This window comes from Bradyrhizobium sp. CAR08, from assembly GCF_052871955.1.
In genome coordinates, this window is record NZ_JBIXJX010000007.1 from 20079 (window position 1) to 44228 (window position 24150).

21 protein-coding genes are annotated in these 24150 nt (G+C 64.0%); 7 read left to right on the top strand and 14 right to left on the bottom strand.

The features are described 5' to 3' along the window. Position 1 precedes the first annotated feature (1 nt). Positions 2-748, top strand: coding sequence for a 2-amino-5-chloromuconate deaminase CnbZ (gene cnbZ, locus ACIPUD_RS16050; protein WP_247363487.1), 747 nt, complete (start codon positions 2-4; stop codon positions 746-748). Here cnbZ and ACIPUD_RS16055 read toward each other — a convergent pair. The 12 genes from ACIPUD_RS16055 to ACIPUD_RS16110 form a co-directional block, all read right to left on the bottom strand. Further along, entirely contained in the window at positions 745-1632 is an 888-nt protein-coding gene (locus ACIPUD_RS16055) for an ABC transporter permease (RefSeq protein ID WP_247363486.1), read from the bottom strand. The genes cnbZ and ACIPUD_RS16055 overlap by 4 nt on opposite strands. A 4-nt stretch (positions 1633-1636) precedes the next feature. Continuing rightward, positions 1637-2578, bottom strand: a complete 942-nt coding sequence (locus ACIPUD_RS16060; protein ID WP_018457044.1) for an ABC transporter permease — start codon at positions 2576-2578, stop codon at positions 1637-1639. A 31-nt stretch (positions 2579-2609) separates the two neighbouring features. After that, positions 2610-4121, bottom strand: a complete 1512-nt coding sequence (locus tag ACIPUD_RS16065; protein WP_026233287.1) for an ABC transporter substrate-binding protein — start codon at positions 4119-4121, stop codon at positions 2610-2612. 23 nt (positions 4122-4144) lie between these two features. Beyond that, positions 4145-5245, bottom strand: coding sequence for an ABC transporter ATP-binding protein (locus ACIPUD_RS16070; protein WP_446481134.1), 1101 nt, complete (start codon positions 5243-5245; stop codon positions 4145-4147). Beyond that, positions 5245-6234, bottom strand: a complete 990-nt coding sequence (locus ACIPUD_RS16075) for an ABC transporter ATP-binding protein (RefSeq protein WP_085362287.1) — start codon at positions 6232-6234, stop codon at positions 5245-5247. The genes ACIPUD_RS16070 and ACIPUD_RS16075 overlap by 1 nt, the downstream gene beginning before the upstream one ends. Next, positions 6231-6941, bottom strand: coding sequence for a DUF1028 domain-containing protein (locus tag ACIPUD_RS16080; RefSeq protein ID WP_085362288.1), 711 nt, complete (start codon positions 6939-6941; stop codon positions 6231-6233). The genes ACIPUD_RS16075 and ACIPUD_RS16080 overlap by 4 nt, the downstream gene beginning before the upstream one ends. A gap of 9 nt (positions 6942-6950) precedes the next feature. Further along, on the bottom strand, positions 6951-8756 hold the full coding sequence (locus ACIPUD_RS16085; RefSeq protein WP_085352149.1) for a gamma-glutamyltransferase family protein: 1806 nt from the start codon (positions 8754-8756) through the stop codon (positions 6951-6953). An 81-nt stretch (positions 8757-8837) separates the two neighbouring features. Continuing rightward, the gene (locus tag ACIPUD_RS16090; RefSeq protein WP_446481135.1) at positions 8838-9827 is read right to left on the bottom strand and encodes an ABC transporter ATP-binding protein; all 990 of its coding nucleotides are present in this window, start codon (positions 9825-9827) and stop codon (positions 8838-8840) included. Continuing rightward, entirely contained in the window at positions 9824-10810 is a 987-nt protein-coding gene (locus tag ACIPUD_RS16095) for an ABC transporter ATP-binding protein (RefSeq protein ID WP_085352225.1), read from the bottom strand. Before ACIPUD_RS16095 ends, ACIPUD_RS16090 begins: the two co-directional genes overlap by 4 nt. Before the next feature lie 88 nt (positions 10811-10898). Beyond that, on the bottom strand, positions 10899-11870 hold the full coding sequence (locus tag ACIPUD_RS16100; protein WP_018457036.1) for an ABC transporter permease: 972 nt from the start codon (positions 11868-11870) through the stop codon (positions 10899-10901). Between the two features lie 10 nt (positions 11871-11880). After that, complete coding sequence (locus ACIPUD_RS16105; RefSeq protein WP_007607877.1) at positions 11881-12861, bottom strand: ABC transporter permease; 981 nt, start codon at positions 12859-12861, stop codon at positions 11881-11883. A gap of 103 nt (positions 12862-12964) precedes the next feature. After that, complete coding sequence (locus ACIPUD_RS16110; RefSeq protein ID WP_085352150.1) at positions 12965-14560, bottom strand: ABC transporter substrate-binding protein; 1596 nt, start codon at positions 14558-14560, stop codon at positions 12965-12967. A gap of 296 nt (positions 14561-14856) precedes the next feature. Between ACIPUD_RS16110 and ACIPUD_RS16115 the strand changes: the two genes are divergently transcribed. Genes ACIPUD_RS16115 through ACIPUD_RS16140 form a run of 6 tightly spaced genes read left to right on the top strand, consistent with a single transcriptional unit; the run spans position 14857 to position 22501 of the window. Further along, on the top strand, positions 14857-15114 hold the full coding sequence (locus ACIPUD_RS16115) for a DUF6489 family protein (RefSeq protein ID WP_007593837.1): 258 nt from the start codon (positions 14857-14859) through the stop codon (positions 15112-15114). After that, positions 15114-15914 carry an esterase/lipase family protein gene (locus ACIPUD_RS16120; RefSeq protein WP_018457034.1) on the top strand — a complete coding sequence of 267 codons (801 nt, stop codon included), beginning with the start codon at positions 15114-15116 and terminating at the stop codon, positions 15912-15914. The genes ACIPUD_RS16115 and ACIPUD_RS16120 overlap by 1 nt, the downstream gene beginning before the upstream one ends. Before the next feature lie 46 nt (positions 15915-15960). After that, the gene (locus tag ACIPUD_RS16125; RefSeq protein ID WP_446481136.1) at positions 15961-17511 is read left to right on the top strand and encodes a WS/DGAT/MGAT family O-acyltransferase; all 1551 of its coding nucleotides are present in this window, start codon (positions 15961-15963) and stop codon (positions 17509-17511) included. Between the two features lie 10 nt (positions 17512-17521). Then, complete coding sequence (locus ACIPUD_RS16130; protein WP_085385882.1) at positions 17522-18517, top strand: alpha/beta fold hydrolase; 996 nt, start codon at positions 17522-17524, stop codon at positions 18515-18517. A gap of 45 nt (positions 18518-18562) precedes the next feature. Further along, the gene (locus ACIPUD_RS16135) at positions 18563-21796 is read left to right on the top strand and encodes a bifunctional cytochrome P450/NADPH--P450 reductase (protein ID WP_446481137.1); all 3234 of its coding nucleotides are present in this window, start codon (positions 18563-18565) and stop codon (positions 21794-21796) included. A gap of 30 nt (positions 21797-21826) precedes the next feature. Beyond that, entirely contained in the window at positions 21827-22501 is a 675-nt protein-coding gene (locus tag ACIPUD_RS16140) for a spermine/spermidine synthase domain-containing protein (protein WP_247488743.1), read from the top strand. Between the two features lie 28 nt (positions 22502-22529). On the opposite strand, the gene ACIPUD_RS16145 is transcribed toward ACIPUD_RS16140, so the two are convergent. Then, the gene (locus ACIPUD_RS16145; RefSeq protein ID WP_446481138.1) at positions 22530-22994 is read right to left on the bottom strand and encodes a nuclear transport factor 2 family protein; all 465 of its coding nucleotides are present in this window, start codon (positions 22992-22994) and stop codon (positions 22530-22532) included. 149 nt (positions 22995-23143) lie between these two features. Next, positions 23144-24058, bottom strand: coding sequence for an alpha/beta fold hydrolase (locus ACIPUD_RS16150; protein ID WP_446481139.1), 915 nt, complete (start codon positions 24056-24058; stop codon positions 23144-23146). Between the last annotated feature and the right edge of the window lie 92 nt (positions 24059-24150).

The window sequence follows — 24150 nt, forward strand, 5'->3', positions numbered from 1 at the left end:
CATGGTTGGTGAATTCTCCGCCGGCAACTACCGTTTCATTCCGTCCGTATTCCAGTATTCGGCCGGTGCGGCCGCAGACGATGGCTATGAGATCGAGCGCGTCCGCTTCGACCGGCTGGTGCCGCTCGCAGAAGGCTTTGCGCTTGCCGCGAAGCATATCCAGGAGGCGGGGCGGCCGCTGACGGCCTTCTGCGCTTGCGAACTGCGCTCGCCCGCGGCCTTCAGCGAAGAAGGTTTTCGCGCGTTCAACCTGCACTATGTGAAGACGTTGTCCGAATGGGGCATCTTCGACGGCACCACAAATCCGGTGGCGCGCAGCAATGTCTGTCCAGAGATCGATCCACCGGCCGAGCCGTCGTTCTACGCGTTCTCCTTCACGCGGCCGACAAGCTCGAAGACGCCGAGCTTCGTGATTTCCGGCGGCGCCGAGGCGCGCGAGGGCGGCGGGACCTATGTCGAGCGCACCGTGCGCTACCGCGACCTCAGCCCGGAAGGCCTTCGCGAGAAGGTGCGCTTCACGACGACGTCCCAGATGGAGAACAGGATGACGGCCTTCGGCTTCGGCTGGAAGGACACGACCGGCGTGCAGGCCTATTCCGTGCACAACTTCCACCACGCGCTGGTCGACGAACTCGTCCGCCGCGGGGCGTTGCGGTCCGGCCTGACCTGGCACTATGCCCGGCCGCCGGTGGTCGATCTCGAATACGAGATGGATTGCCGCCGCGTGATGCGCGAGGTCGTGATCTAGCGCTGGCGTGGATCGAGCGCGTCGCGCAGGCCGTCGCCGAGCAGGTTCAGCGACAGCACCACGAGGAAGATCGCAAGCCCCGGCCAGATCGCCATCCACGGCGCCTGGGTCAGGAAGCGCTGCGCTGCGTTGAGCATGCTGCCCCAGGATGGCGCCGGCGGCTGCTGGCCGAGGCCAAGGAAGGACAGCGCGGCTTCGGCGATAATGGCGGCCGCAATCGACAGCGTCGCCTGCACTAGCAGTGCCGGCAGGATGTTCGGCAGGATGTGCGAGAACGCGATCCGCCACGGCGGATTGCCGAGCGCGCGCGCCGCCTCGACAAAGTCCTCAGCCTTGACAACCAGCACCTGGCCGCGGGTCAGGCGGATGAAAATCGGGGTTGCCGAGATGCCGATCGCGATCATGGCGTTGCCAAGGCTCGGACCGAGGAATGCGGCGAGTGCGATCGCCAGGATCAGGAATGGGCAGGCCAGCATCGCGTCAGTCATCCGGCTGATCAGTGCATCGACGAAGCCGCCGCGATAGCCGGCAAGCAGGCCGAGCGGAACGCCGACGCCCAGAGCGATCGCCACCGAGGTGAGGCCGGCGAGCAGCGAGGCGCGGGCGCCGTAGACGACGCGGCTCAGGATGTCGCGACCGAGCTCGTCGGTGCCGAACCAGTGCGCCGCCGTGGGCGGCTTGCGAACCAGGCTCCAGCTCGTCGCGATGGGATCGTAGGGAACGACGAGCGGCGCGAGAGCCGCGAAGCCGACGAACAAACTGATCATGACAAGTCCGAACACTGCGGCCTTGCGTTTGAACAGGCGCCGCCGGGCGCGACGCGCCGGGCTGTCCAGCTCGTCAGCTTGCGCGATGGGAGCAGCGGGCAGGGCGGCATCAGTCATGAGTCTAGCCCCGTAGCCGCGGATTGACGAGGATGTAGGCGACATCGGCAACCAGGTTCAGTGTGATGTAGACCGTCGCCGTCACCAGCACGACGCCCTGTACCACCGCGTAGTCGCGGTTGAACACGGCGTCCACGATCAGTTTGCCGAAGCCCGGAATGGAGAAGATCTGCTCAGTCAGAACCGCGCCCGACAAGAGCGTGCCGAGCTCGAGCGCGCCGAGCGTAATGATTGGCGTGAGTGCGTTGCGCATGGCGTGCTTGAGGATGACCGAGCGTTCGGACAATCCCTTGGCGCGCGCGGTGCGGACATAGTCGCTTTCCAGCACCTGCAGCATGGCGCTCCGGGTGTGCCGCATTAGGACCGCGGAAATTGCGTTGCCGAGCACGAAGGCCGGCATGATGGTGGCGGCGAGGCTCGCGCGCCAGTTCTCAGTCAACGGCACGTAGCCGGACGCCGGCAGCCAGCCGAGTTCGATCGAGAACAGGAAGATCAGCATGATGCCGAGCCAGAAATTCGGCGTCGAGATGCCCCACAGCGCGAACAAATTGGCACCATAATCCCAGACGGTGCCCCTTTTCACGGCGGAGACGATGCCGGCGGGAATGCCGATCAAGAGCGCGATCAACATTGCCATCGAGCCGAGCTGGAGCGTCACCGGCAGCTTCTGCGCGATCAGCTCGCGCACCGGCATCTTGTTGCGCAGCGATTCACCGAAATTGCCTGATAGAACGCCCTTGAGCCAATAAACGTACTGCACGGGGATCGGCTGATCGAGCCGGTATTGCTGGCGGATCTGCTCGATCACGGCGGGATCGCGCTCCTCACCGGCCATCACCAGCGCTGGATCACCTGGCAACAATTGCTGGAGCGAGAAGATCAGCACCGACACGAAGAACAGTGTCGGCACGATCTGCGCGATGCGGCGGGCGAGGAAGTTCAGCATGGCGCCGGCCGCGTGTCAGGCGAGGCCACGCTCACTTGAACTTCAGCCCGACCACGCGCACGAGGCCATCTGGCATCTGCTTATAGCCCTGGAGTTTAGTCGTATGCGCAATCAGAAGCGTGCGGTGGTAGATGTAGATGATCGGCAAATCGTTGAGCACGATCCCGGTCAGCTTTTCGTAGATCGCCTTGCGCTCATCGAATTTGGCGGTCAGCCGGCCGTCTTCCATCAGCTTGTCGGCTTCCGGGTTCGAATAGACGCCATCGTTCTGCGGTGCCTTGCTGCGCATGAAGATGTAGGAGTTGCCGTCGGGATCGATGCGGCCGCTCCAGTTGATCTGGAAGATCTGGAACTCGCCGGCCTGGGCCTGCTTGAAGGTGGTCGCGAATTCGACCGCGCGGATCTTGATGTCGAAGCCCGCTTCCGCCGCCATCGACTGGATCACCTGGGCAACCGCTTCGTTCTCCGCGCCCTTGGGGATCATGTAGTCGACGGTCACCGGCGAGGTGATGCCCGCTTCCTTCAGCAGCGCCTTGGCCTTCGCGACGTCGCGGCCGTGGACCGGGAACGCCTTCTGGTAATAGGGATGTGTCGGGCTGACCCATTGATTGCCTGGGGTGAACTCGCCGTTAAAGACAACTTGGTTGAGAGCTTCGCGATCGATCGACAGATCGAGCGCTTGGCGTACTTTCGCCGACTGGCTGAGCGGCCCCTTTGCTTTGTCGTTGCCGATATTGACGGTCAGGCCGTAATAGCCGAGCTCCGGTGCCGTCGACAGCACGAGCCGCGAATCCGCACGCACGTCCTTGATGTCGGTGGCGAGCACGCGCTCGATCAGATCGAGTCCGCCGGACTTCAGGTTGGCAAGGCGCACCGTGGCGTCAACGATCGGCAGGAAGACCACCCGGTCGATATGGATGTTGTCCTTGTTCCAATAGTCGGCGAATTTTTCGAAGACCATGCGGTCCTGCTGCACGCGCTCGACGAACTTGTAGGGACCGGCGCAGACCGGATGCAGGCCGAACTTGTCGCCGGCCTCCTTGGCAGCCTTCGGCGACACCATCATGCCGGAGCGGTCGGTCAGCTGGGCGATCAGCGGGGAGTAAGGTGTCTTAAGCACCAGCTTGATGGTCAGAGGGTCTACGATTTCGACATGGTCGACGCTGGCGAGCTCGGACTTGCGGAACGAGGTCGGCAGCGTCATGTGACGCTCGATCGAGAACTTTGCGGCTTCCGCGTCGAGCGGCTCGCCGTCGTGGAATTTCACGTTGGGCCGGAGCTTGATAGTCATCTCCTTGCCGTCGGGCGAGGTCTCATGCGACAGCGCGAGCTGCGGCACGATGTTGAGCTTCTCGTCGATGTCGAACAGCTTGTCGCAGAAGGCGGAGAACACGATGCGGCCGACATAGGTGCGGCCGATGCTGGGATCGAGGATGTCAGGATCCTCGGCGATGCCGATGCGAAGTGTGGTCTGGGCTTGGGCCGCGCCTACGAGCGACGTCAGCAATGCCGACGCCAGGAGTGCCAAACGCATAGGACTCATCGCTCTCAACCTCTGTTTTACGGCTATGCCGGGTTCGTCCCCAATGAACTAACCCCGCTGCCGCGGACTGCTTCCGGGCCGCCGCTGAAGGCAGCGACCAATTTTTCGAGAACCGGGGAGAAGCCGCCGTCCGTTGGGACGATCGCCTCGGACGACGGCAGTTCCGACGTTCGGTGGCATGCCGTTGCATGTCCGATGCCATCCTTCACGAGCTGAGGCATTTCGTTGCGGCAACGGTCGACCACGTAGGGGCAGCGGGTGTGGAAGCGGCATCCCGGCGGCGGATTGAGCGCGCTGGGGATTTCGCCCTGCAGCACAATGCGGCTGCGCTTTGCCCGCGGTTTAGGCACGGGAATCGCGGACAATAGAGCCCGGCTGTAGGGATGACGCGGTGCGGCAAACAGCGCGTCCGCCGCCGCCGTCTCGACGATCTGGCCGAGATTCATCACCGCCACGTGGTCGGCGATGTGCTTGACCACCGCGAGGTCGTGCGAGACGAAAATGTAGGCCAGCCCGAGCCGGTCCTGCAGCTCGCGCAGCAGATTGAGGATCTGCGAGCGGATCGAGACGTCGAGCGCCGAGACCGGCTCATCGCAGATGATCAGTTTCGGCTCGACCGCGAGCGCGCGGGCGATGGCGATACGCTGGCGCTGGCCGCCGGAAAACTCGTGCGGGTAACGACGCGCCAGCCGCGGCTCCAGCCCGACCAGCCGCAGGATCTCCTCGACGCGTTCGCGCCGCCGGGCGGGCGGCACCAGATTGTGCAGCGCCAGCGGCTCGGTCAGGATCTGGCCGACGGTCATGCGCGGATTGAGCGAGGCGTAGGGGTCCTGGAAGATGATCTGCGCCTCGCGGCGAAAGGCGCGCAGTGCGCCGGCGTCGAGCGAGAGCAGATCGCGGCCTTCGAAACGGATCGTGCCTGCATCCGGCTCAATCAGCCGCAGCACCAGGCGGCTAACGGTGGATTTGCCGCAGCCGGATTCACCGACCAGCGCTAGCGTCTTGCCGGCATCGAGCGAGAAGGAAACGCCATCGACGGCTTTGACATGCGCCAGCGCCCGGCCGAACAGCGAACGCTCGGCGACGAAATGCTTGAGCAGACCCTGAACCTCGAGCAGAGCCATCACGACACCAGACGTTCGAGCGGGGCGCGCAGGCAGCGCGAGAGGTGGCCGGGGCTGACTTCGAGCAGCGGGGGCGGCGCCTTGGTGCAGGCGTCCAGCACGAAGGGGCAGCGTGCGGCGAAGCGGCATCCCGCGGGCGGCTGCATCATGTTCGGGACCATGCCCTCGATCGTGGCGAGCTGGTCGGCGCGATGGTCAAGCCGCGGGATCGAGCCGAGCAGGCCGACGGTGTAGGGATGCTGCGGCGCTGAGAACAGCTCGTCCACCGGCGCGCGCTCGACGATCTCGCCGGCATACATCACCGCGACCTCGTCGCAGACTTCGGCGACGACGCCGAGATCGTGGGTGATCAGGATGATGGCAGCGCCGCTCGCCGCCTTCAATTCGCGCATCAGCTCCAGGATCTGCGCCTGCAGCGTGACATCGAGCGCGGTGGTCGGCTCGTCCGCGATCAGCAGCCGCGGGTCGCAGGCGAGCGCCATCGCGATCATGACGCGCTGGCGCATGCCGCCGGAGAGCTTGTGCGGATATTCGTCGATCCGCCGCTCGGGCGAGGGGATGTGGACGCGACGCAGCAGATCGATCGCCCGCTCGCGCGCACTCCTGCGCGAACCGCCGCGGTGGCGCAAAATCGTCTCGATGATCTGGTCGCCGATGGTGAAGCTCGGATTGAGCGAGGTCATCGGCTCCTGAAAGATCATCGCGAGCCGGTTGCCGCGGAGGTCCCGCAGCGTCTGGTCCGACGTCTTAAGCAGGTCGAAACCGTCGAAGCGGATCGCGCCGGAGATCTCCGCGCTCTGCTTCGGCAGCAGGCCCATGATCGCCAGCGACGTCACGCTCTTGCCGCAGCCGGATTCGCCGACGAGGCCGAGCGTCGCGCCATTGGCGACGCTGAGATCGACGCTGTCGACCGCATGGGTGACGCGGCCGTCGTCGCCGTGAAAACGAATGCGCAGATCGCTGATCTCGATGAGGGGGCTCGGGTTCATGAGCGTATTGCGCGCGCTGCGGCGATGCTGGCGTCGATGACGCTGCGATCGGTGTTGCCGGCAGGGTTCTGCCGGGTTGGCATGGAAACGCGGAAGTGGACCCAGAGTTCGTGGCTGACGCGCTCGAGCCGCTCGAGCTCGCCGAGCGGATCGGGATGATCGTCGGCGCGCAGGTCCAGCGCCGGCCATTCCTCCTCGCCGTGGATCAGGAGCGCGGCGGACTGCTTGCCGCGCTTGTCGCCGCCAGCGGCCTCGCCCGCGCGCAGCGCGGCAAGCAGGCGGCGCGGGAAGGGCAGGCTGTCATTGGCGATATAGGTTTTTGCGGTCTCGTCGAGCACGTCGGCGCCCGCGAGCATATTGCCGGCGATCGAGAAGCCGCTGCCCGCAATGTGCCCGCACCAATCCACGCAGTCGCGCCCGGTATGCGCGGCAATCGCGCCGCTGGCGTCCATGATGTGAATCTGGCGGCTCTCGCGGCCGTCGTCGGTCGCGAGCAGGGCGGCCAGCACGTCGTGCGCGTTGAGGCCCTCACGCAGCAGCTTGACGCCGTCGATACCGTAATAAGGATTGACGAAAGCCTGCGTCGCGATGGCGCCAAGGCCCGCCGCGATGTAGGGGACACGCGCGCCGACGGCGAAGAAGCGCGTGGCAACGGCGATGCCAAACTGGCCGGTAGCAGAATCGCGCGCGATGATCGACCAGGTCATGTGCTGCCTTTAGCGTCCTGCGGCGTAGCCCTGCATGCCGCGCGGATTGGCGGCGGCGCGGCGGCGCGGACCGACGCGCGAGGCCGCGGTGAGGCGGCCTTCGGACCAGTCCGGACCGACCTCGACGATATGTCCGCGCTCACGCAGGTTCTCGATCGTCGCCTTCGGCACGCGGTTCTCGATCACGAGCACGCCGGGGCGCGCGGTGCGGGGCCAGAACGAGATCGGGAAATGCTCGGAATGCCAGGCCGGCGCGTCGATCGACTCCTGGAGATTGAGATTGCAGTGGACGTGTCGGAGGAAAAACTGCGTGATCCACTGGTCCTGCTGGTCGCCGCCGGGCGAGCCCCAGGCGAGATAAGGCTCGCCGTCGCGCAGTGCCATGGTCGGCGACAGCGTGGTGCGGGGCCGTTTGCCCGGCGCGAGCGAGCTCGGTTGGTTCTCCTCCAAATCGAACATTTGTGCGCGGCTGCCGAGGCAGAAACCCAGCTCGGGAATGACAGGCGAGGATTGCAGCCAGCCTCCCGACGGCGTCGAGGACACCATGTTGCCGACCTTGTCAATGATGTCGAAATGCACGGTGTCGCCGCGCACCTCGCCGAAGCGCCCCACGGTTGGCTCGCCGGCGCCGAGCGCGCCGACGGCCTCGCGCTGGCCCTCAGCTCGGCGCAGCTTGACCACGCCGCCAAGGCCCTCGACCGTGCCGGGCCGGAGATCGAGCGAAGCTTTCTCGGTAACCAACTTACGACGTTCGTCGTTATAGGCATCTGACAGCAGCGTTGCGATCGGGATTTCGCTGAACTTGGGGTCGCCGTAGAATTTTTCGCGATCGGCAAAGGCGAGTTTTGCGCATTCGATCTGGAGATGGATGAACTCCGGTCCGGTCGGATCGAGCCCATCGAGGGCAAAGCCCTTCAGCAGCGCGAGTTGCTGCAGCGTCACGGGACCCTGGCTCCAGACCCCGGCCTTGCAGACCGTGTAGCGGCCATAATCGTAGGTGAGCGGAGCCTCGACCGTCGGCTGCCAGCGCGCCATGTCGTCGGCCGACAGCACACCGCGATGCGGCGAGCCGCTGACGTCCATCACGTCCTGCGTCCGGCAGAATTTGTCGATGGCTTCCGCGACGAAGCCCTGCGACCAAGCCTTGCGTGCGCGCTCGATCTCGGCATCGCGGCCGCCGCCGCCGCTTTCGGCCTCGCTCAGGATTCGCGCATAGGTCGCCGCAAGTGTCTTGTTGGTGAAGAGCGTGCCGGGCTTTGGCACTTCGCCGTTCGGGAGATAGACGGCGGCCGATGTCGGCCAGTGCGTGCGGAATAATTGCTCGACGGTCTGGATCGTGGCGCAGGCGCGCTCGACCAGCGGATAGCCGTCGCGCGCATAGGAGATCGCGGGCTCCAGCACATCGCGCACGCGCATCGTGCCGTAGTCACGGAGCAGCATCATCCAGGATTCGAAGGTGCCGGGGACGCAGGCCGCGAGCAGGCCGGTGCCGGGCACCATGTCGAGGCCTTCGCTCTTGTAATGCGCGATGGTGGCGCGGGCCGGTGCCGGGCCCTGGCCGCAGATCACCTCGGTGCGGCCGCGCTTCACGTCGTGCACGATGATCGGAACGTCGCCGCCGGGGCCGTTCAGATGCGGCTCGACCACCTGGAGCGTGAAAGCGGTGGCGACGCCGGCGTCAAAGGCATTGCCGCCCTTTTCCAGAATGGCCATCCCGATAGCGGTCGCGATCCAGTGCGTGGTCGCAACGACCCCGAAGGTGCCTTCGATCTCGGGGCGTGTCGTGAAGGGATCGGGATTGACGATGCTGGCCATGGACTACCTCATTTGCGGCGCGCGCAATTGATCACAGGGCCAGGCCGCCGCCAAATGCGCAGGCTGCATGGCACGCGCGCGTCACGCCGGTACCGGCGCGGTGTTGACCGCGTGGCAGGCGACGCCGTCGATCAATTCAGGTGCTTCCCTACGGCAGAGATCGAACGCCAGCGGGCAGCGCGGATTAAAGGCGCACCCGGACGGCGGGTTGATCGGGTTCGGGATCTCGCCCTTCACGGGGATGCGCTGGCGGCCGCTCATGGCAAGATCAGGCACGGCGCCAAGCAGCATCTTGGTATAGGGCATGCGCGGATGGGCAAACAGCTCGCGCGCTTCCGCGATCTCGACGATGCGGCCGAGATACATCACACCGACGCGGCTCGCCATGTGGCGGACGACGGCGAGGTTGTGGCTGATGAACATGTAGGTCAAGCCGAACTTGTCCTGGAGGTCGCGCATCAGGTTCAGGATCTGCGCCTGCACGGAGACGTCAAGCGCGGAGGTCGGCTCGTCGCAGACGATAAACTCCGCGTCGGAGGCGAGCGCGCGCGCGATCGCGATGCGCTGACGCTGGCCGCCCGAGAATTCGTGCGGAAATTTCAACCTGTCGTCGGGATGCAGGCCGACGAGGGTGAGAAGCTCTCCGACCCGCGCCTGGATGTCGCGCTCGCCCTCGATCAGGTCGAACGCGCGGATTGGCTCGGAGATGATGGCGTCGACTCGGAAGCGTGGGTTCAGGCTCGCATAGGGATCCTGAAAGATCATCTGGATGCGGCGGCGCAGTTTCCGCCGCGCCTGGGCCTGCCGCGGATCGGTCATTGAGATGCCGTCGATCAAGACGTTGCCGGAGCTTGGCGGCAGCAAGCCGACGACCATCCGCGCCACCGTGGTCTTGCCCGAGCCGGATTCGCCGACCAGTGCAAAGGTCTCGCCCTTCCTGATGTCGAAGGTGACGCCATCGACGGCCTTGAGATATTCGAGCTGCCCGCCTTCGAGCATGCGGTTGAGCCAGGGTTTCGAGACGTCGAAGACGCGGCGCAGATTCATGGCCTGGATGAAGGGAGCGCTCATGCCGCGCTCTCCGCCGGCACGCCGTCATAGAGATGGCAGGCGACGGCTTGCGTGCCGCGCGGCAGCGGCTCCGGCCTCTCCACGCGGCATCGGTCGAATGCGAATGCGCAGCGCGGATTGAACGAACAGCCGCGCGGGATCGCCGACAGGCGCGGCATGGAGCCGGGGATCTGCACCAGACGCTTGTCGTCGCCGGCAAGCGTCGGGATCGCTCCCATCAGGCCCTTGGCGTAGGGGTGCAGCGGGTTCCTGACCACGTCCTGCACCGGACCGATCTCGGCGACGCGGCCGGCATACATCACCGCGACCCGGTCGGAGGTCTCGGCGATCACGCCCATGTCGTGGGTCACCAGCATCACCGCAGTGCCGTGATCGCGGCCGAGACGCTTGATCAGCGAGATGATCTGCGCCTGCACGGAAACGTCGAGCGCGGTGGTCGGCTCGTCGGCGATGATCAGCTCCGGTTCGGCGCAGATCGCGAGCGCAATCACCACGCGCTGGCGCATGCCACCGGAGAATTCGTGCGGATAGCCGTCGATGCGCTTTTCCGGAGCCGGGATTCCAACTTCGGCGAGCAGGTCGATGGCTCGGCGGCGGGCGGCGGTCTCGGACAGGTTCAGATGCGTTCTGATCGTCTCGATAAGCTGGTCGCCGACGCGGTAGAGCGGATTGAGCGAGGTGAGGGGGTCCTGGAAGATCATGCCGATCCGTTTTCCCCGGATACGGCGCAGCTCCTCTGCCGGCAAATTGTCGATGCGCAGGCCCGCAAGGCGAATCTCGCCGCCGGCGATGCGGCCCGGCGGATCGATCAGGCCGATCACAGCCAAGCCCGTGACGGACTTGCCGGCGCCGGATTCGCCGACCACGCCGAGTACCTCGCCCTTGGCGATGTCGAAGGAGACGCCATCGATGGCGCGTAGCGTGCCGCGGCGGGAGGCGAACTCGACCTGAAGATTACGCACGGAGAGGATGGGGTCGGTCATGAGCGAGACGCTCTCATCCAGGTTTTGCTCATCCGAATCATGCTCATCCAAGTCTCGCTCATCCGAGTCTTGCTCATCGAAATGTCGTTCATCGGAGCTTCGGGTTGAGCGCGTCGCGCAGCCAGTCGCCGAGCAGGTTGATCGACAGGATCAGGGCAGCGAGCGCGATACCAGGGAAGGCCACAATCCACCATTCGCCCGCGAACAGGTAGTTGTTGCCGATGCGGATCAACGTGCCGAGCGAGGGCATTGTGTCGGGCAGGCCGACGCCAAGGAAGGACAGCGTTGCCTCGGTGATGATGGCGAGCGCAAGGTTAATCGTGGCGATGACCAGGATCGGACCCATCGTGTTTGGCAGCACATGGCGGAACATGATCTTTGGTGCGGGAAGGCCGATCAATTGCGCGGCCGCCACGTAATCCTTGTTCTTCTCGACCATCACGGAACCGCGCACCGTGCGGGCATACCCGACCCAGAAACTCAGGCCAATCGAGATCACCAGCACCACCAGCATGCTGGTTGCATCCAGCCGGTTGCCGAGGATCGATTTGGCGATGCCGTTGACCAGCAGCGCGATCAGGATGGCGGGAAAAGTGAGTTGCACGTCGGCGATCCGCATGATCACGCCGTCCACCGCGCCCCCGAAATAGCCGGCGACCAGGCCAAGCGCGATGCCGAGCGCGCCGGCGAAGATCACGCCGGCCACGCCGACGGCGAGCGAGATGCGCAGCCCGTAGAGAATGGCGGAGAACACGTCGCGGCCCTGCTCGTCGGTGCCGAGCAGGAACGGGCTCTGCCCCTCGGCGGTCCAGAGCGGTGAGATCCGGGAATTCATCAATTGGAGCTGTGCCGGATCGAACGGGTCCTGCACCGCGAGCGCGGAGGCAAAGATCGCGAGCAGGAAGAACAGCACGGTAATGACTGCCGCCACCATGGTCAGCTTGGATCGGCGAAACGAATAGAAGATGTCGCTGTTGAGTGCGCGACTGAACCAGCTGCGGGCGGCATGCGTCGGCAGCGTGCTCGGCTTGTCGGGATGAGAGGCGACCACTTCGGACATACAGGCTGCCTTATGTGGCGCGGCCGACGGTCGCGCGCAGGCGCGGATCGACGACGGTGTAGAGGATGTCGACCACCAGATTGATGGTGACGAAAATCAGTGAGACCATCAGCAAGTAGGCGGCCATAATCGGGATATCGACGTTTTGCACGGCCTGTACGAACAGAAGTCCCATGCCGGGCCATTGGAACACGGTTTCGGTGATGATCGAAAATGCAATAACCGAGCCAAACTGCAGGCCGGCTACCGTGATCACGGGAATCAGCGTGTTCTTCAGCGCGTGGCCGAAATGAATGGCACGGGTTGTCAGCCCGCGGGCGCGGGCAAAGCGGATATAATCGGTCCGAAGCACTTCCAGCATCTCCGCGCGCACCAGCCGCATGATCAGGGTCATCTGGAACAGGCCGAGCGTGATCGAGGGCATGATCAGCGCCTTCAGGCCCGACAATGTGAGCAGGCCCGTGGTCCACCAACCCAGCTTGACGACTTCGCCCCGGCCGAACGAGGGCAACCAGCCCAACGTCACTGCGAACAGGTAGATCAGAAGGATGCCGATCAGGAAAGTCGGCAGCGAGATGCCAATCAGCGAAACCGCCTGGAATAATTTGGCGAGCAGGGTGTCGCGCCTGAGCGCCGAATAGACGCCCATCAGGATGCCGGAGACCATTGCAAATACGGTCGCGCAGATCGCAAGTTCCAGCGTTGCCGGCATACGCTCCATCAACAGCGTCGAGACCGGCTGGCGGAACTGATAGGAGACGCCGAACTTGAATTGCGCCGCATCGGCGAAATAGCGCACGAACTGCACCGGCACGGGATCATCGAGGCCCAGCGACTTGCGCACGGCGGCGCGTTCGGCCGCCGGCGTATCAAGCGAGACGATCTGGTTGATGGGGTCGCCGGCGAAGCGGAACATCGAGAACGCGATGATGCCGACGGCGAACATGACGCCGATGGCCTGAACGGCCCGGCGAAGAGTGAAAGCGAGCATGCCTTCCACTTTCCTTGAGTGTGCGTCTGGCCGACGTCTTTGTCAGCCGAAAAGGAAAGGTCCCGGTAGCCTGACGCTGCCGGGACCTTGTGTTCAACTGACGCTATTCCTTCTTGGTCGCCCAGTGGAACATGACCAGATTGTCGGCGCGCTGCGGCAGGTTGACCTTTTTCGATACGCCCCAGGCCAGCGCCTGCTGGTGCAGCGGAATATAAGCCCAGTCCTTGATGCTGATCTCATACGCTTGCTTGATCAGCTGGTTGCGCTTTGTGGTGTCGGTTTCGACCAGCACCTTGTCGGTGATGGCGTCGAATTCCTTGTTGCAATAGCCGCCGAGATTGGCCTCGCCGCGCGATGATTTCGCATCGTCGCGACAGCCCATGATGTCGTAGAGCACGTTATGGGAGTCCATCGTGCTCGGCGTCCAGCCCAGCATGTAGAACGAGGTCTGATAGCCGCCCTGCTTCAACACCTTGGCGAAGTATTGCGCCTTGGGCTGCGCCAGCAGATTGATCTTGACGCCGATGCGGGCAAGCATGCCCACGACGGCCTGGCAGATCGCCGCGTCGTTGACGTACCGATCGTTCGGGCAATCCATGGTGACCTCGAAGCCTTCGGGGTACCCGGCCTCGGCCAGGAGCTTCTTGGCACCATCTGGATCGAACTTCGGCCGGGTGAACTCCTTAGACAGCACGAACAATTCCGGAGCGATCATCAGCGCCGAGGGCGTCGACAGCCCGCGCATCACCCGCGTCTTGATCAGCTCGATGTCGATCGCTTTGTAGAAGGCTTCGCGGACCTTGACGTCCTTGAACGGGTTCTTGCCCTTGATGTTGGAGTAGAGCAGCTCGTCACGCGTCTGATCGAATCCGATGAAGATGGTGCGCAACTCAGGGGCCTTCAGCACCTGGGCATTCGGGCTCGCATCGACGCGGGAGATGTCCTGGATCGGCACCGGCTCGATCACGTCCACTTCACCCGAGAGCAGCGCGGCGACGCGGGTGGCATCGGACGAGATCGGGGTGAAGATAATCTCCTTCAGATTACCTTCCATCTTGCCCCAGTAGTTGGGATTGGCCTTGAACACGGTCTTCACACCGGGCTGATGGCTTTCGATGATGAAGGGACCGGTGCCGTTCTCGTGAAGCGAGGCATAGCTCGGAGAGGTCGCGGACACCGGCGTCGGCTCGACCGCTTTGTTCTCCTCAGCCCATTTCTTGTCCATGATGTACCAGACATCCCACGACGAATGCAGAATGGGATTGGGCGAGGGCAGGACGAAATCGACGGTGTAGTCGTCGACCTTGACGACCTTGACGTTGGGCGCCAGCCGGGTCTGCATGTTCGAGTTCTTGTTGCGGACGCGATCGGCGGAGAACAGCACGTCGTCGGCGGTGAAGGGGTCGCCGTTATGAAATTTGACGCCCTTGCGCAAATGGAAGCGCCAGCGGGTCGGCTCCGGTGTCTCCCAGCTCTCAGCCAGCGCCGGGATGATCTTCAGGTCCTTGTCGCGCGCGGTGAGGCCTTGATAGACGTGACCGAGATGAGCGTGCGTGGTGGACTCGTTCAGCGAATACGGATCAAGCGACTTGAGATCGCCCTGGTTGGCGTAGCGCAGCGTCTGGCTCGACGCCGGCGAGACCGCCAACGCAAGCATACTGGCGAGCGTCGCCGCAAACAGACTTCGTCCGACTGACATTCTTGACCTCTCCACTCGCCCGCACCGTCATTTTTGATTGTTCGGCGGGGCTGATCTAACCATGTTGCCCAGAGTTCTCGACCCGTGCAAGCGTCATTCCAGCAAGGAACGCGCCAAGTTGCACCGCTGTGCAGCAATGCTGACCGGCATGACGGGCGCGGCCGCGGCCGATTTTGATTGACCATATCCGCCGATCGGGGAAGCCGGAGCGCCGCCACCGGCTTCAGGTCGCTTGCGTTGTACACCGCCTCGCGGCGATACTGCAGTAGGCCGCTCGAATCTCATCTGGAGGGGACATGAAAGTTAACATCGAAATCGACTGTACCCCCCTCGAAGCCCGTCAGTTCATCGGATTGCCCGACCTGGCACCAATGCAGACGGCGGTCATGGACAAGCTGCAGCAGCAGGTTCTGAGCAACATCGACAAGGTCTCGCCGGAATCGCTGATCCAGAGCTGGTTCACCTTCGATCCAAAGCTTGCCGAGCGATTTCAGGACATGTTCGTCACCATGGCCGGCCTCGGCGGCACGCGCAGCGGCGATAAGAAGAAATAATGCCGCCCGGTCCGGACGGGCCGCAGACCTCAGGCCGGCTTCGTCCGCCGGGCCTTGCTTTGCTGCTCGCCGAAGCCCGTGGGTTGCTCGAACTCAACGCCAGCCTGCTGCTGTCGCCGGTCCTGATGCGGGCGCCCAAAGGCGACGGCCATCCGGTGCTGGCGCTGCCTGGCTTCCTCGCCAGCGATCTCTCGATGGCGCCGATGCGGCGCTATCTCAGCGAGCTTGGCTATGAGGCACATGCCTGGCGGATGGGCCGAAATTTCGGCGGGTTCGGACGGATGCGGGATTCGTTGCGCGCCCGTCTCGCCGAAATCCATGCTGCGAGCGGCCGCAAGGTCAGCCTGGTCGGATGGAGTCTCGGCGGCGTCTATGCGCGCGATCTCGCGCTCCAGGCGCCCGACATGGTCCGCAATGCCATCACGCTCGGCAGCCCTTTTGCCAATGACATACGGGCGACCAATGCGACGCGGCTCTACGAGATGATGTCCGGCGAGCGTGTCGAGGATTTCGCCGAGCTGCGCGTGGCGATCGCCGGCGATCTTCCGGTGCCGGCGACGTCGATCTATTCGCGCGCCGACGGGATTGTGAACTGGCGGACCTGCCTGCTGCGTCCCTCCGACCGTGCCGAGAACATCGAGGTGCACCTGGCGAGCCATATCGGGCTTGGGGTGAATCCCGCGGCGCTGTGGGCCGTGGCGGACCGCCTTGCGCAACCGGAGGGAGAGTTCTGGCCATTTGACAGGGCAGGGCCGTTTGCCATTGCATATGCCCCGCCGGAACAGGCAGTATCGGCCTGACGAGAAGCGCCGCCTAAGGCGCCCGTCAAATACTCGGGAGGGAACTATGGCTGACGGTAAGAAGCTGTCGTCGCTGGACGCGTCGTTTCTCTATCTGGAAACGCCGGAAATGCCGATGCATGTCGGGAGCATGGCGATCTTTCGTCTGCCGGACGACTACAAGGGCGACTTCTTCGAAGATTTCAAGGCGATGATCGTCTCGCGCCTGCACATCGCGCCGATCCTCAAAGCGCGGCTGGAGAAGGCGCCGCTCGATATCGATCATCCCTCCTGGATCGAGGACGATCAGTTCGACATTGACCGTCACATCTTCCGCGCCAGCCTGCCGCAGCCGCGCGACCGCGCTACGCTCGAACGCATCGTGGGCTGGATGCACGCCAAGCTCTTGAACCGTGCCCGCCCGCTCTGGGAGTTCTACGTGTTCGAGGGCATGAAGGACAACGAGGTCGGGCTCTATTCCAAGATGCATCATGCCGCCATCGACGGCGGCGCCGGTGCGGCGCTGACCAACATGATCTACGACATCTCGCCGATCCCGCGGAAGGTCGATCCGCCGACCGCGGGAGCGAAGCCCGGGCAGGAGCCGCGCGACATCGCAGCGAACCTGGTCGATTCCTACCAGCAGCTTTTCACCCAGCCGCTCGATGCATCGGCGGCCGCGAAGAATCTGCAGCTGCCACGCACCGGCAAGAGCGATATCGGTTCGATCCTGTTCGACAATGCGATGTACCAGATCGAGAGTGCGGTGCGCTTTGCCGGCAACATCCCAACCATGGTCAAGAGCGTCTCGGACGTGCTCGGCAAGATATCCGATCCAAAGTCGCGCGAGAGCCTCGCCAGCATGGTCTCGCCGCCGACCATGCTCAACAAATCGATCTCGTCCGAGCGCAGCTTCGCCGGTGTCTCGATTTCGCTGTCGCGATCCAAGGCGCTGGCCAAGCAGGCCGGCGGCAAACTCAACGACGTCGTGCTGGCGCTCGCTTCCGGGGTGGTCCGGCGCTACCTGCAGCAACATGGAACGCTGCCGGCGAAGTCCTTGACCGCTGCCGTACCGATCTCGCTGCGCGAGGAGGGCAACACCGACGCCAACAACCAGGTGTTCGGCATGATCTGCTCGATCGCAACCAACATCGACGATCCCAAGGCACGCCTGGAAGCCATTATCGCGCAATCGACCAAGTCCAAGCAGATGTCGCATCCGCTGCGGGCTCTGATGCCGCAGATCTCCAATATCTCGATGCTGGGCGCGCCGATTGTCGTGCAGATCATGGCGCTGCTCTACAGCCGCTCCGACTTGTCGAATGTGTTGCCGCCGGCTGCGAACATTACGGTGTCCAACGTGCCGGGGCCGCGGCAGACGCTCTACGCCGCGGGCGCGGAGCTGTTGCACATCTTCCCGGTATCGATCTCGACGCACGGACAGGCGCTCAACATCACCGTGCAGAGCTATCGCGACCAGCTCGATTTCGGCTTCATCGTCGGCGCCAACATCATTCCGCACGTGCAGGTGATGTGCGACATGCTGCCGGAAGAATTCGCCGCGCTCGAGGCTGCCTATGCTTCGCCCGCGGCGGACATCAAGGGCGCCGCTGAGTAGGAATGTTCCGATGATTGAAATGCCACCGCTCAAGTTCGTACAGACGAACGGAATCCGCATGGGCTATTACGAGGCGGGCCCGGTTACAGACAAGCCGCCGATGGTGCTGTGCCATGGCTGGCCCGAACTCGCATTTTCCTGGCGCCACCAGATCAAGGCGCTGAGCGAGGCCGGCATCCGCGTGATCGCGCCGGACCAGCGCGGCTACGGCGCGACCGACCGGCCAGAGCCGGTCGAGGACTACGACATCGAGCACCTGACCGGCGATCTGATCGGCCTGCTCGACCATCTTCAGATCGACAAGGCGATCTTCGTCGGCCATGACTGGGGCGGTTTTATCGTCTGGCAGATGCCACTCCGGCACATCGACCGGGTCGCCGGCGTGGTCGGCATCAATACGCCTCATACCAACCGCGCCTGGGCCGATCCGATCGAGCTCCTGCGCGCGCGCTTCGGCGAAAAGATGTATATCGTGCAGTTCCAGGATCCCGCGCGTGAGCCCGACAAGATCTTTGGCAGTCGCGTCGAGCAGACCTTCGATGCCTTCATGCGCAAGCCCGTAGCGCGCCCGGCAGATGCTCCGGCGGAGGAAGTCGTCGCGGGTGTCGGTGCCTCCCCGCGACTGAACCTGGCATTTCCGCAGATGATCGCGGGCTACGATGCGAAGCACGATCCTCGCACGCCGATCCTGTCGCCGGAAGAGAAAAAGGTGTTCGTGGACAATTTCACCAGGACGGGCTTCACCGGCGGCATCAACTGGTACCGCAATATGTCCCGCAACTGGATGCGCGCCGAAGGGCTCGATCATACGGTGCGCGTGCCGTCGCTGATGATCATGGCCGAGAACGACGCGGTGTTGCCGCCGTCTTCCGCCGATGGCATGGACAAGCTGATCCCCGATCTGGAAAAATATCTGGTCCGCGACAGCGGCCATTGGACGCAGCAGGAGAAGCCGGAGGAAGTCAGCGCCAAGCTGATCGAATGGCGTAGAAGGCGGTTTGGCTAGCTCGCAACGACGGCGTTGAATACCGAGGCAGGGGAAGCACTTTTAATGTCATCGAAGAACCGTCTGGACCCGATCCCGCAGCCGCCGACCAAGCCGGTGGTCGGCAACATGCTGTCGCTGGATTCGGCCGCACCGGTGCAGCATCTGACCCGGCTTGCCAAGGAGCTGGGGCCGATCTTCTGGCTCGACATGATGGGCTCGCCGATCGTGGTCGTCTCCGGCCACGATCTCGTCGACGAGCTCTCCGACGAGAAGCGTTTCGACAAGACGGTGCGCGGTGCCCTGCGGCGGGTGCGCGCGGTCGGCGGCGACGGCTTGTTCACGGCCGACACCAGGGAGCCGAACTGGAGCAAGGCGCACAACATCCTGCTCCAGCCTTTCGGCAACCGCGCCATGCAGTCCTATCACCCGAGCATGGTCGACATCGCGGAGCAGCTCGTGGGCAAATGGGAACGGCTCAACGCCGACGACGAGATCGACGTCGTCCACGACATGACGGCGCTGACGCTGGATACGATCGGCCTGTGCGGCTTCGACTACCGCTTCAATTCGTTCTACCGGCGCGATTACCACCCCTTCGTCGAGTCGCTGGTGCGCTCGCTCGAAACCATCATGATGACGCGCGGCCTGCCGTTCGAGCAGCTCTGGATGCAGAAGCGGCGCAAGACCATGGCTGAAGATGTCGACTTCATGAACAGGATGGTCGACGAGATCATTGCGGAGCGCCGCAAGGGAGGCGAGGCGACCGACGACAAGAAGGATATGCTTGCGGCGATGATGACGGGCGTCGATCGCTCGACCGGCGAGCAGCTCGACGACGTCAACATCCGCTACCAGATCAACACGTTCCTGATCGCAGGCCACGAGACCACCAGCGGCCTGTTGTCCTGCGCGCTCTATGCGTTGCTCAAGCACCCCGACATTCTCAAAAAAGCCTATGACGAGGTCGACCGCGTCCTCGGTCCCAATGTCGACGTGCGTCCGACCTATCAACAGGTCACGCAGCTCACTTACATCACGCAGATCCTCAAGGAGGCGCTGCGGCTATGGCCGCCGGCGCCGGCCTATGGCATCTCCCCACTGAACGACGAGGCTATCGGCGGCGGCAAGTACAAGCTCAGGAAGGGCACGTTCACCACCATCCTGGTGACCGCGCTGCATCGCGATCCCTCTGTCTGGGGTCCCAACCCGGATGCGTTCGATCCGGAGAATTTCAGCCGGGAGGCGGAAGCCAAACGGCCGATCAATGCCTGGAAGCCGTTCGGCAACGGCCAGCGCGCCTGCATCGGCCGCGGCTTCGCCATGCACGAGGCCGCGCTCGCGCTCGGCATGATCCTCCAGCGCTTCAAGCTGGTCGAGCACCAGCGCTACCAGATGCATCTGAAGGAAACGCTCACGATGAAGCCGGAAGGCTTCAAGATCAAGGTCCGTCCGCGCGCCGATCGCGAGCGCGGCGCTTATGGTGGACCTGTAGCGGTGTCGTCGGCGCCGAAGGCACCGCGCCAGCCCACCGCGCGCCCCGGCCACAACACGCCGATGCTCGTACTTTACGGCTCCAATCTCGGCACCGCCGAAGAGCTGGCGACGCGGATGGCCGACCTTGCCGAGATCAACGGCTTTGCCGTGCATTTGGGGCCGCTCGACGATTACGTCGGCAAGCTGCCGCGGGAGGGCGGCGTCCTGATCATCTGCGCCTCCTATAACGGCGCGCCGCCGGACAATGCGACACAATTTGTCAAATGGCTCGGCGACGAGCTGCCGAAGGATGCGTTTGCCGATGTGCGCTACGCCGTGTTCGGCTGCGGCAACAGCGACTGGGCCGCGACCTATCAATCGGTACCGCGCTTCATCGATGAACAATTATCGGCGCATGGTGCGCGCGCGGTCTATCCGCGTGGCGAAGGCGATGCGCGCAGCGATCTCGACGGCCAGTTTCAGAAATGGTTCCCGGCGGCCGCCCAGGTCGCGACCAAGGAATTCGGCATCGACTGGAATTTCACCCGTACCGCGGAGGATGATCCGCTCTACGCGATCGAGCCGGTCGCGGTGACCGCCGTCAACACCATCGTCGCCCAGGGCGGCGCGGTGGCCATGAAGGTGCTGGTCAATGACGAGCTTCAGAACAAGGCCGGTTCCAATCCGTCGGAGCGCTCGACGCGCCACATCGAGGTGCAGCTGCCGTCCAACATCACGTATCGCGTCGGCGATCATCTGAGTGTGGTCCCGGGCAACGATCCGACGCTGGTGGATTCGGTTGCCCGTCGCTTCGGCTTCCTGCCGGCCGACCAGATCAGGCTTCAGGTCGCCGAAGGCCGCCGCGCGCAATTGCCGGTCGGCGATGCCGTGTCAGTGGGCCGCCTGCTCAGCGAGTTCGTCGAGCTCCAGCAAGTGGCGACACGAAAGCAGATTCAGATCATGACCGAGCATACGCGTTGTCCGGTCACGAAACCAAAACTGCTGGCCTTCGTTGGCGAGGAGGCTGAAACACTCGAGCGTTATCGCAGCGAGATTCTGGCCAGGCGAAAATCGGTGTTCGATCTGCTGCTCGAATATCCGGCCTGCGAATTGCCGTTCCACGTCTATCTGGAAATGCTCTCGCTGCTGGCGCCGCGCTATTACTCGATCTCGTCTTCGCCGTCGGTCGACCCGGTTCGTTGCAGCGTCACGGTCGGCGTGGTTGAAGGACCGGCCGCCTCCGGCCGCGGCACCTACAAGGGTATCTGCTCGAACTATCTCGCCAATCGACGCGCGGGCGACGTGATCCATGCAACCGTGCGTGAGACCAAGGCCGGCTTCCGGCTCCCGGACGATCCATCCGTGCCGATCGTCATGATCGGCCCGGGCACGGGACTGGCGCCGTTCCGCGGCTTCCTCCAGGAGCGCGCCGCGCGCAAGGTCAAGGGCGCCGCGCTCGGTCCGGCCATGCTGTTTTTCGGCTGCCGTCATCCCGATCAGGATTTTCTCTACGCGGACGAGCTGAAGGCGCTGGCGGCGAGCGGCATCACCGAGCTGTTCACGGCGTTCTCGCGCGCGGAGGGGCCAAAGACCTATGTGCAGCACGTCCTCGCCGCCCAGAAGGACAAGGTCTGGCCGCTGATCGAGCAGGGCGCGATCGTCTATGTCTGTGGCGACGGCAGCAAGATGGAGCCCGACGTGAAGGCGGGGCTGGTCGCGATCCATCGCGAGAAGAGCGGCAGCGATGCCGCCACGGCTGCCCGCTGGATCGAGGAGATGGGTGCGAAGAACCGGTATGTGCTGGACGTATGGGCGGGTGGATAACCCGGCAGCCGGACGTGCTAAAGCTCTCGCATGATTCCCTGGGAAAAGATCGACACCGCCAAAATCCCCGGCTCCGATGAAGAGCTTCGCCTGATGCGGCGAGGCAAGGAGTTCTCCATCAAGCTCGGCACCAACGAGCTGATGAACAACCGCCTGTCGGGCTCGGAGGCCGCGCTCGCCACGCTCGCGGCGAAGCAGATCGAGACGGTCGCAAAACCTGTCGTCCTCATCGGGGGCCTGGGCATGGGTTTTACGCTGCGTGCGGCGCTGACCGTGCTCGGAAGCAAGGCGAAGATCGTTGTCTCCGAGCTCGTGCCGGCGGTGGTCGCCTGGGCGCGGGGTCCGATGGCGCAGGTGTTCGGCGACAGTCTCGATGACTCCAGGGTGAGCATCCGGGAAACCGACGTTGGCGAAATCATCCGGGCGCAGCGGTCGGCATTCGATGCCATCCTCCTCGACGTCGATAACGGGCCGGAAGGGCTGACCCGGAAGGGCAATGATGCGCTCTACAATGCGAGCGGGTTGAAGGCGGCGAAGACGGCGCTGCGGACGGGCGGCGTGCTCGCGGTCTGGTCCTCGGGGCCCAACCCGGCCTTCACCAAGCGGCTCGGGAGCGCCGGATTCGACGTCAACGAAGTCAATATCCGCGCCACCGGAAGAGGCGGTGGCGCACGTCACGTGATCTGGATGGCGAGGAAGAGCTAGGCCGCTTGCCCAGCAACCGGTTCGATCGTCAGAACATCGTGTTGTTGTTCGCCGGATTTTCCGGGATCGGTTGCACGACGTCCCAGTGTTCGACAACCTTGCCGTTCTCCAGCTTGAAGATGTCGACGATCGCATTGCCCCTGCTGCCGGGCTCGCGTACCGCGTGAACGTGCAGGATGACGTAGTCGCCATCCACGAAGCTGCGCTTGATCTCGCTGTGCGAGTTCGGGAATTTATCCCGGAGGAAGCCGATGAACTTTCGGAATCCGTCCGGACCATCGGCCGCGTTTGGATTGTGCTGGACGTAGCGGTCGCCGACATGGGCGAGGGCTGCATCGGCGTCCTTTTGGTTGAGCCCCTTCTCGTAGAACGCAAGGACAGTTTTGCGATTGGCTTCTTCTTGCGCGCCACCCGCCATCGCGGCGCCGCTGGCGAGGGACAGCGTGAGGACTGAAGCAGCGACGATTGCGGCCGACCGGACGATGAGATGCATGTGAACTCCGAGAGGCCGCGGCCTCTTTGTTGGCGATTGAGGTTCTCAGCGATTGAAGGAGGCCTGTATAGCTTTCGCACCGGCACGCGTTAAGAGAGTAACCGGCAGCTCACATGGTCACCGTGAGGAGACTGTCTGCGTCGGTCAATCTACGCCGCCTGCACCTCCGCGCCATGGGCGTGCTTGGCGATGGCGTCGATGATGTCCGGCCAGAACCGCATCGGCAGCGCGTGGCCCATGCCGTCGATCATCAGCAGCTTGGCCCCCGGAATTGACTCTGCCGTGTCCCTGCCGCCCTCGGGGCGGACCAGCGGATCGACGGTGCCGTGGATGACGAGTGTCGGCGTCTTGACGCCATGCAGCCGCTCCTTGCGGCTACCCGAGGCGAGCACCGCGCGGAGCTGCCGGCCGACACCGGCCGGATTGAGCCCGCGCGCGAACACGCGCTCGGCACGACCGGGATCGAGCGCCTCTTCCTCCGGGAAGGACCCGGCCCGCAACACGTTCCAGGTCTGGCCGTAGCGGACGATGAACTCCTCCTTGCTGCGCGGCGGCGGCGCCATCAGCATCGCGGCGGCCTCGCGTGTCGGGGGCGGCAGGCGCGGATTGCCGGTCGTCGACATGATCGAGGTGAGCGAGCGCACCCGCTCGGGAAACGACAACGTCACTTCCTGCGCAATCATGCCGCCCATGGACGCCCCGACCAGGTGCGCCGACTTGATGCCGAGCGCATCCATCAGCCCGACAGTGTCTTTTGCCATGTCGATCAGCTTGTAGGTTGCGGCCACGGGAATCCTGAGGAACCGGAGCTTCAACAGCTCGAGCGGCGTCAGACGCTTGCCGCCTGTGAGATGGCTCGACTTGCCGATGTCGCGATTGTCGAACCGGATGACGCGAAAGCCGTGCGCGGCGAGCTGCTCACAGAACGCATCGTCCCAGTGGATCATCTGGGCGCCTAACCCCATGATCAGAAGCAGCGGCTCGGCACTGTCGTTGCCGAAAGTCTCGTAACAGATGTCGATGCCGTTGGCGTGGACGGTTTGCGGCGGATGATAGGCGTTCACGGGTGCGTTCCCTCGGCTTTTGATTAATGCTGTATCGCACGGTTTCCCCTCGCAATGAAGCCGCGTCCGCGACACCGGACCCGCTGCTTGCC

Bases quoted from the DNA above. Each gene is read 5' to 3' on its own strand.
- ACIPUD_RS16085 (WP_085352149.1), bottom strand. From the start codon at position 8,756: ATGGCCAGCATCGTCAATCCCGATCCCTTCACGACACGCCCCGAGATC.
- ACIPUD_RS16100 (WP_018457036.1), bottom strand. From the start codon at position 11,870: ATGTCCGAAGTGGTCGCCTCTCATCCCGACAAGCCGAGCACGCTGCCG.
- ACIPUD_RS16095 (WP_085352225.1), bottom strand. From the start codon at position 10,810: ATGACCGACCCCATCCTCTCCGTGCGTAATCTTCAGGTCGAGTTCGCC.
- ACIPUD_RS16060 (WP_018457044.1), bottom strand. From the start codon at position 2,578: ATGCTGAACTTCCTCGCCCGCCGCATCGCGCAGATCGTGCCGACACTG.
- ACIPUD_RS16115 (WP_007593837.1), top strand. From the start codon at position 14,857: ATGAAAGTTAACATCGAAATCGACTGTACCCCCCTCGAAGCCCGTCAG.
- ACIPUD_RS16130 (WP_085385882.1), top strand. From the start codon at position 17,522: ATGATTGAAATGCCACCGCTCAAGTTCGTACAGACGAACGGAATCCGC.
- ACIPUD_RS16070 (WP_446481134.1), bottom strand. From the start codon at position 5,245: ATGGCTCTGCTCGAGGTTCAGGGTCTGCTCAAGCATTTCGTCGCCGAG.
- ACIPUD_RS16135 (WP_446481137.1), top strand. From the start codon at position 18,563: ATGTCATCGAAGAACCGTCTGGACCCGATCCCGCAGCCGCCGACCAAG.
- ACIPUD_RS16145 (WP_446481138.1), bottom strand. From the start codon at position 22,994: ATGCATCTCATCGTCCGGTCGGCCGCAATCGTCGCTGCTTCAGTCCTC.
- cnbZ (WP_247363487.1), top strand. From the start codon at position 2: ATGGTTGGTGAATTCTCCGCCGGCAACTACCGTTTCATTCCGTCCGTA.
- ACIPUD_RS16110 (WP_085352150.1), bottom strand. From the start codon at position 14,560: ATGTCAGTCGGACGAAGTCTGTTTGCGGCGACGCTCGCCAGTATGCTT.
- ACIPUD_RS16090 (WP_446481135.1), bottom strand. From the start codon at position 9,827: ATGAGCGCTCCCTTCATCCAGGCCATGAATCTGCGCCGCGTCTTCGAC.
- ACIPUD_RS16080 (WP_085362288.1), bottom strand. From the start codon at position 6,941: ATGACCTGGTCGATCATCGCGCGCGATTCTGCTACCGGCCAGTTTGGC.
- ACIPUD_RS16065 (WP_026233287.1), bottom strand. From the start codon at position 4,121: ATGAGTCCTATGCGTTTGGCACTCCTGGCGTCGGCATTGCTGACGTCG.
- ACIPUD_RS16120 (WP_018457034.1), top strand. From the start codon at position 15,114: ATGCCGCCCGGTCCGGACGGGCCGCAGACCTCAGGCCGGCTTCGTCCG.
- ACIPUD_RS16075 (WP_085362287.1), bottom strand. From the start codon at position 6,234: ATGAACCCGAGCCCCCTCATCGAGATCAGCGATCTGCGCATTCGTTTT.
- ACIPUD_RS16125 (WP_446481136.1), top strand. From the start codon at position 15,961: ATGGCTGACGGTAAGAAGCTGTCGTCGCTGGACGCGTCGTTTCTCTAT.
- ACIPUD_RS16055 (WP_247363486.1), bottom strand. From the start codon at position 1,632: ATGACTGATGCCGCCCTGCCCGCTGCTCCCATCGCGCAAGCTGACGAG.
- ACIPUD_RS16105 (WP_007607877.1), bottom strand. From the start codon at position 12,861: ATGCTCGCTTTCACTCTTCGCCGGGCCGTTCAGGCCATCGGCGTCATG.
- ACIPUD_RS16140 (WP_247488743.1), top strand. From the start codon at position 21,827: ATGATTCCCTGGGAAAAGATCGACACCGCCAAAATCCCCGGCTCCGAT.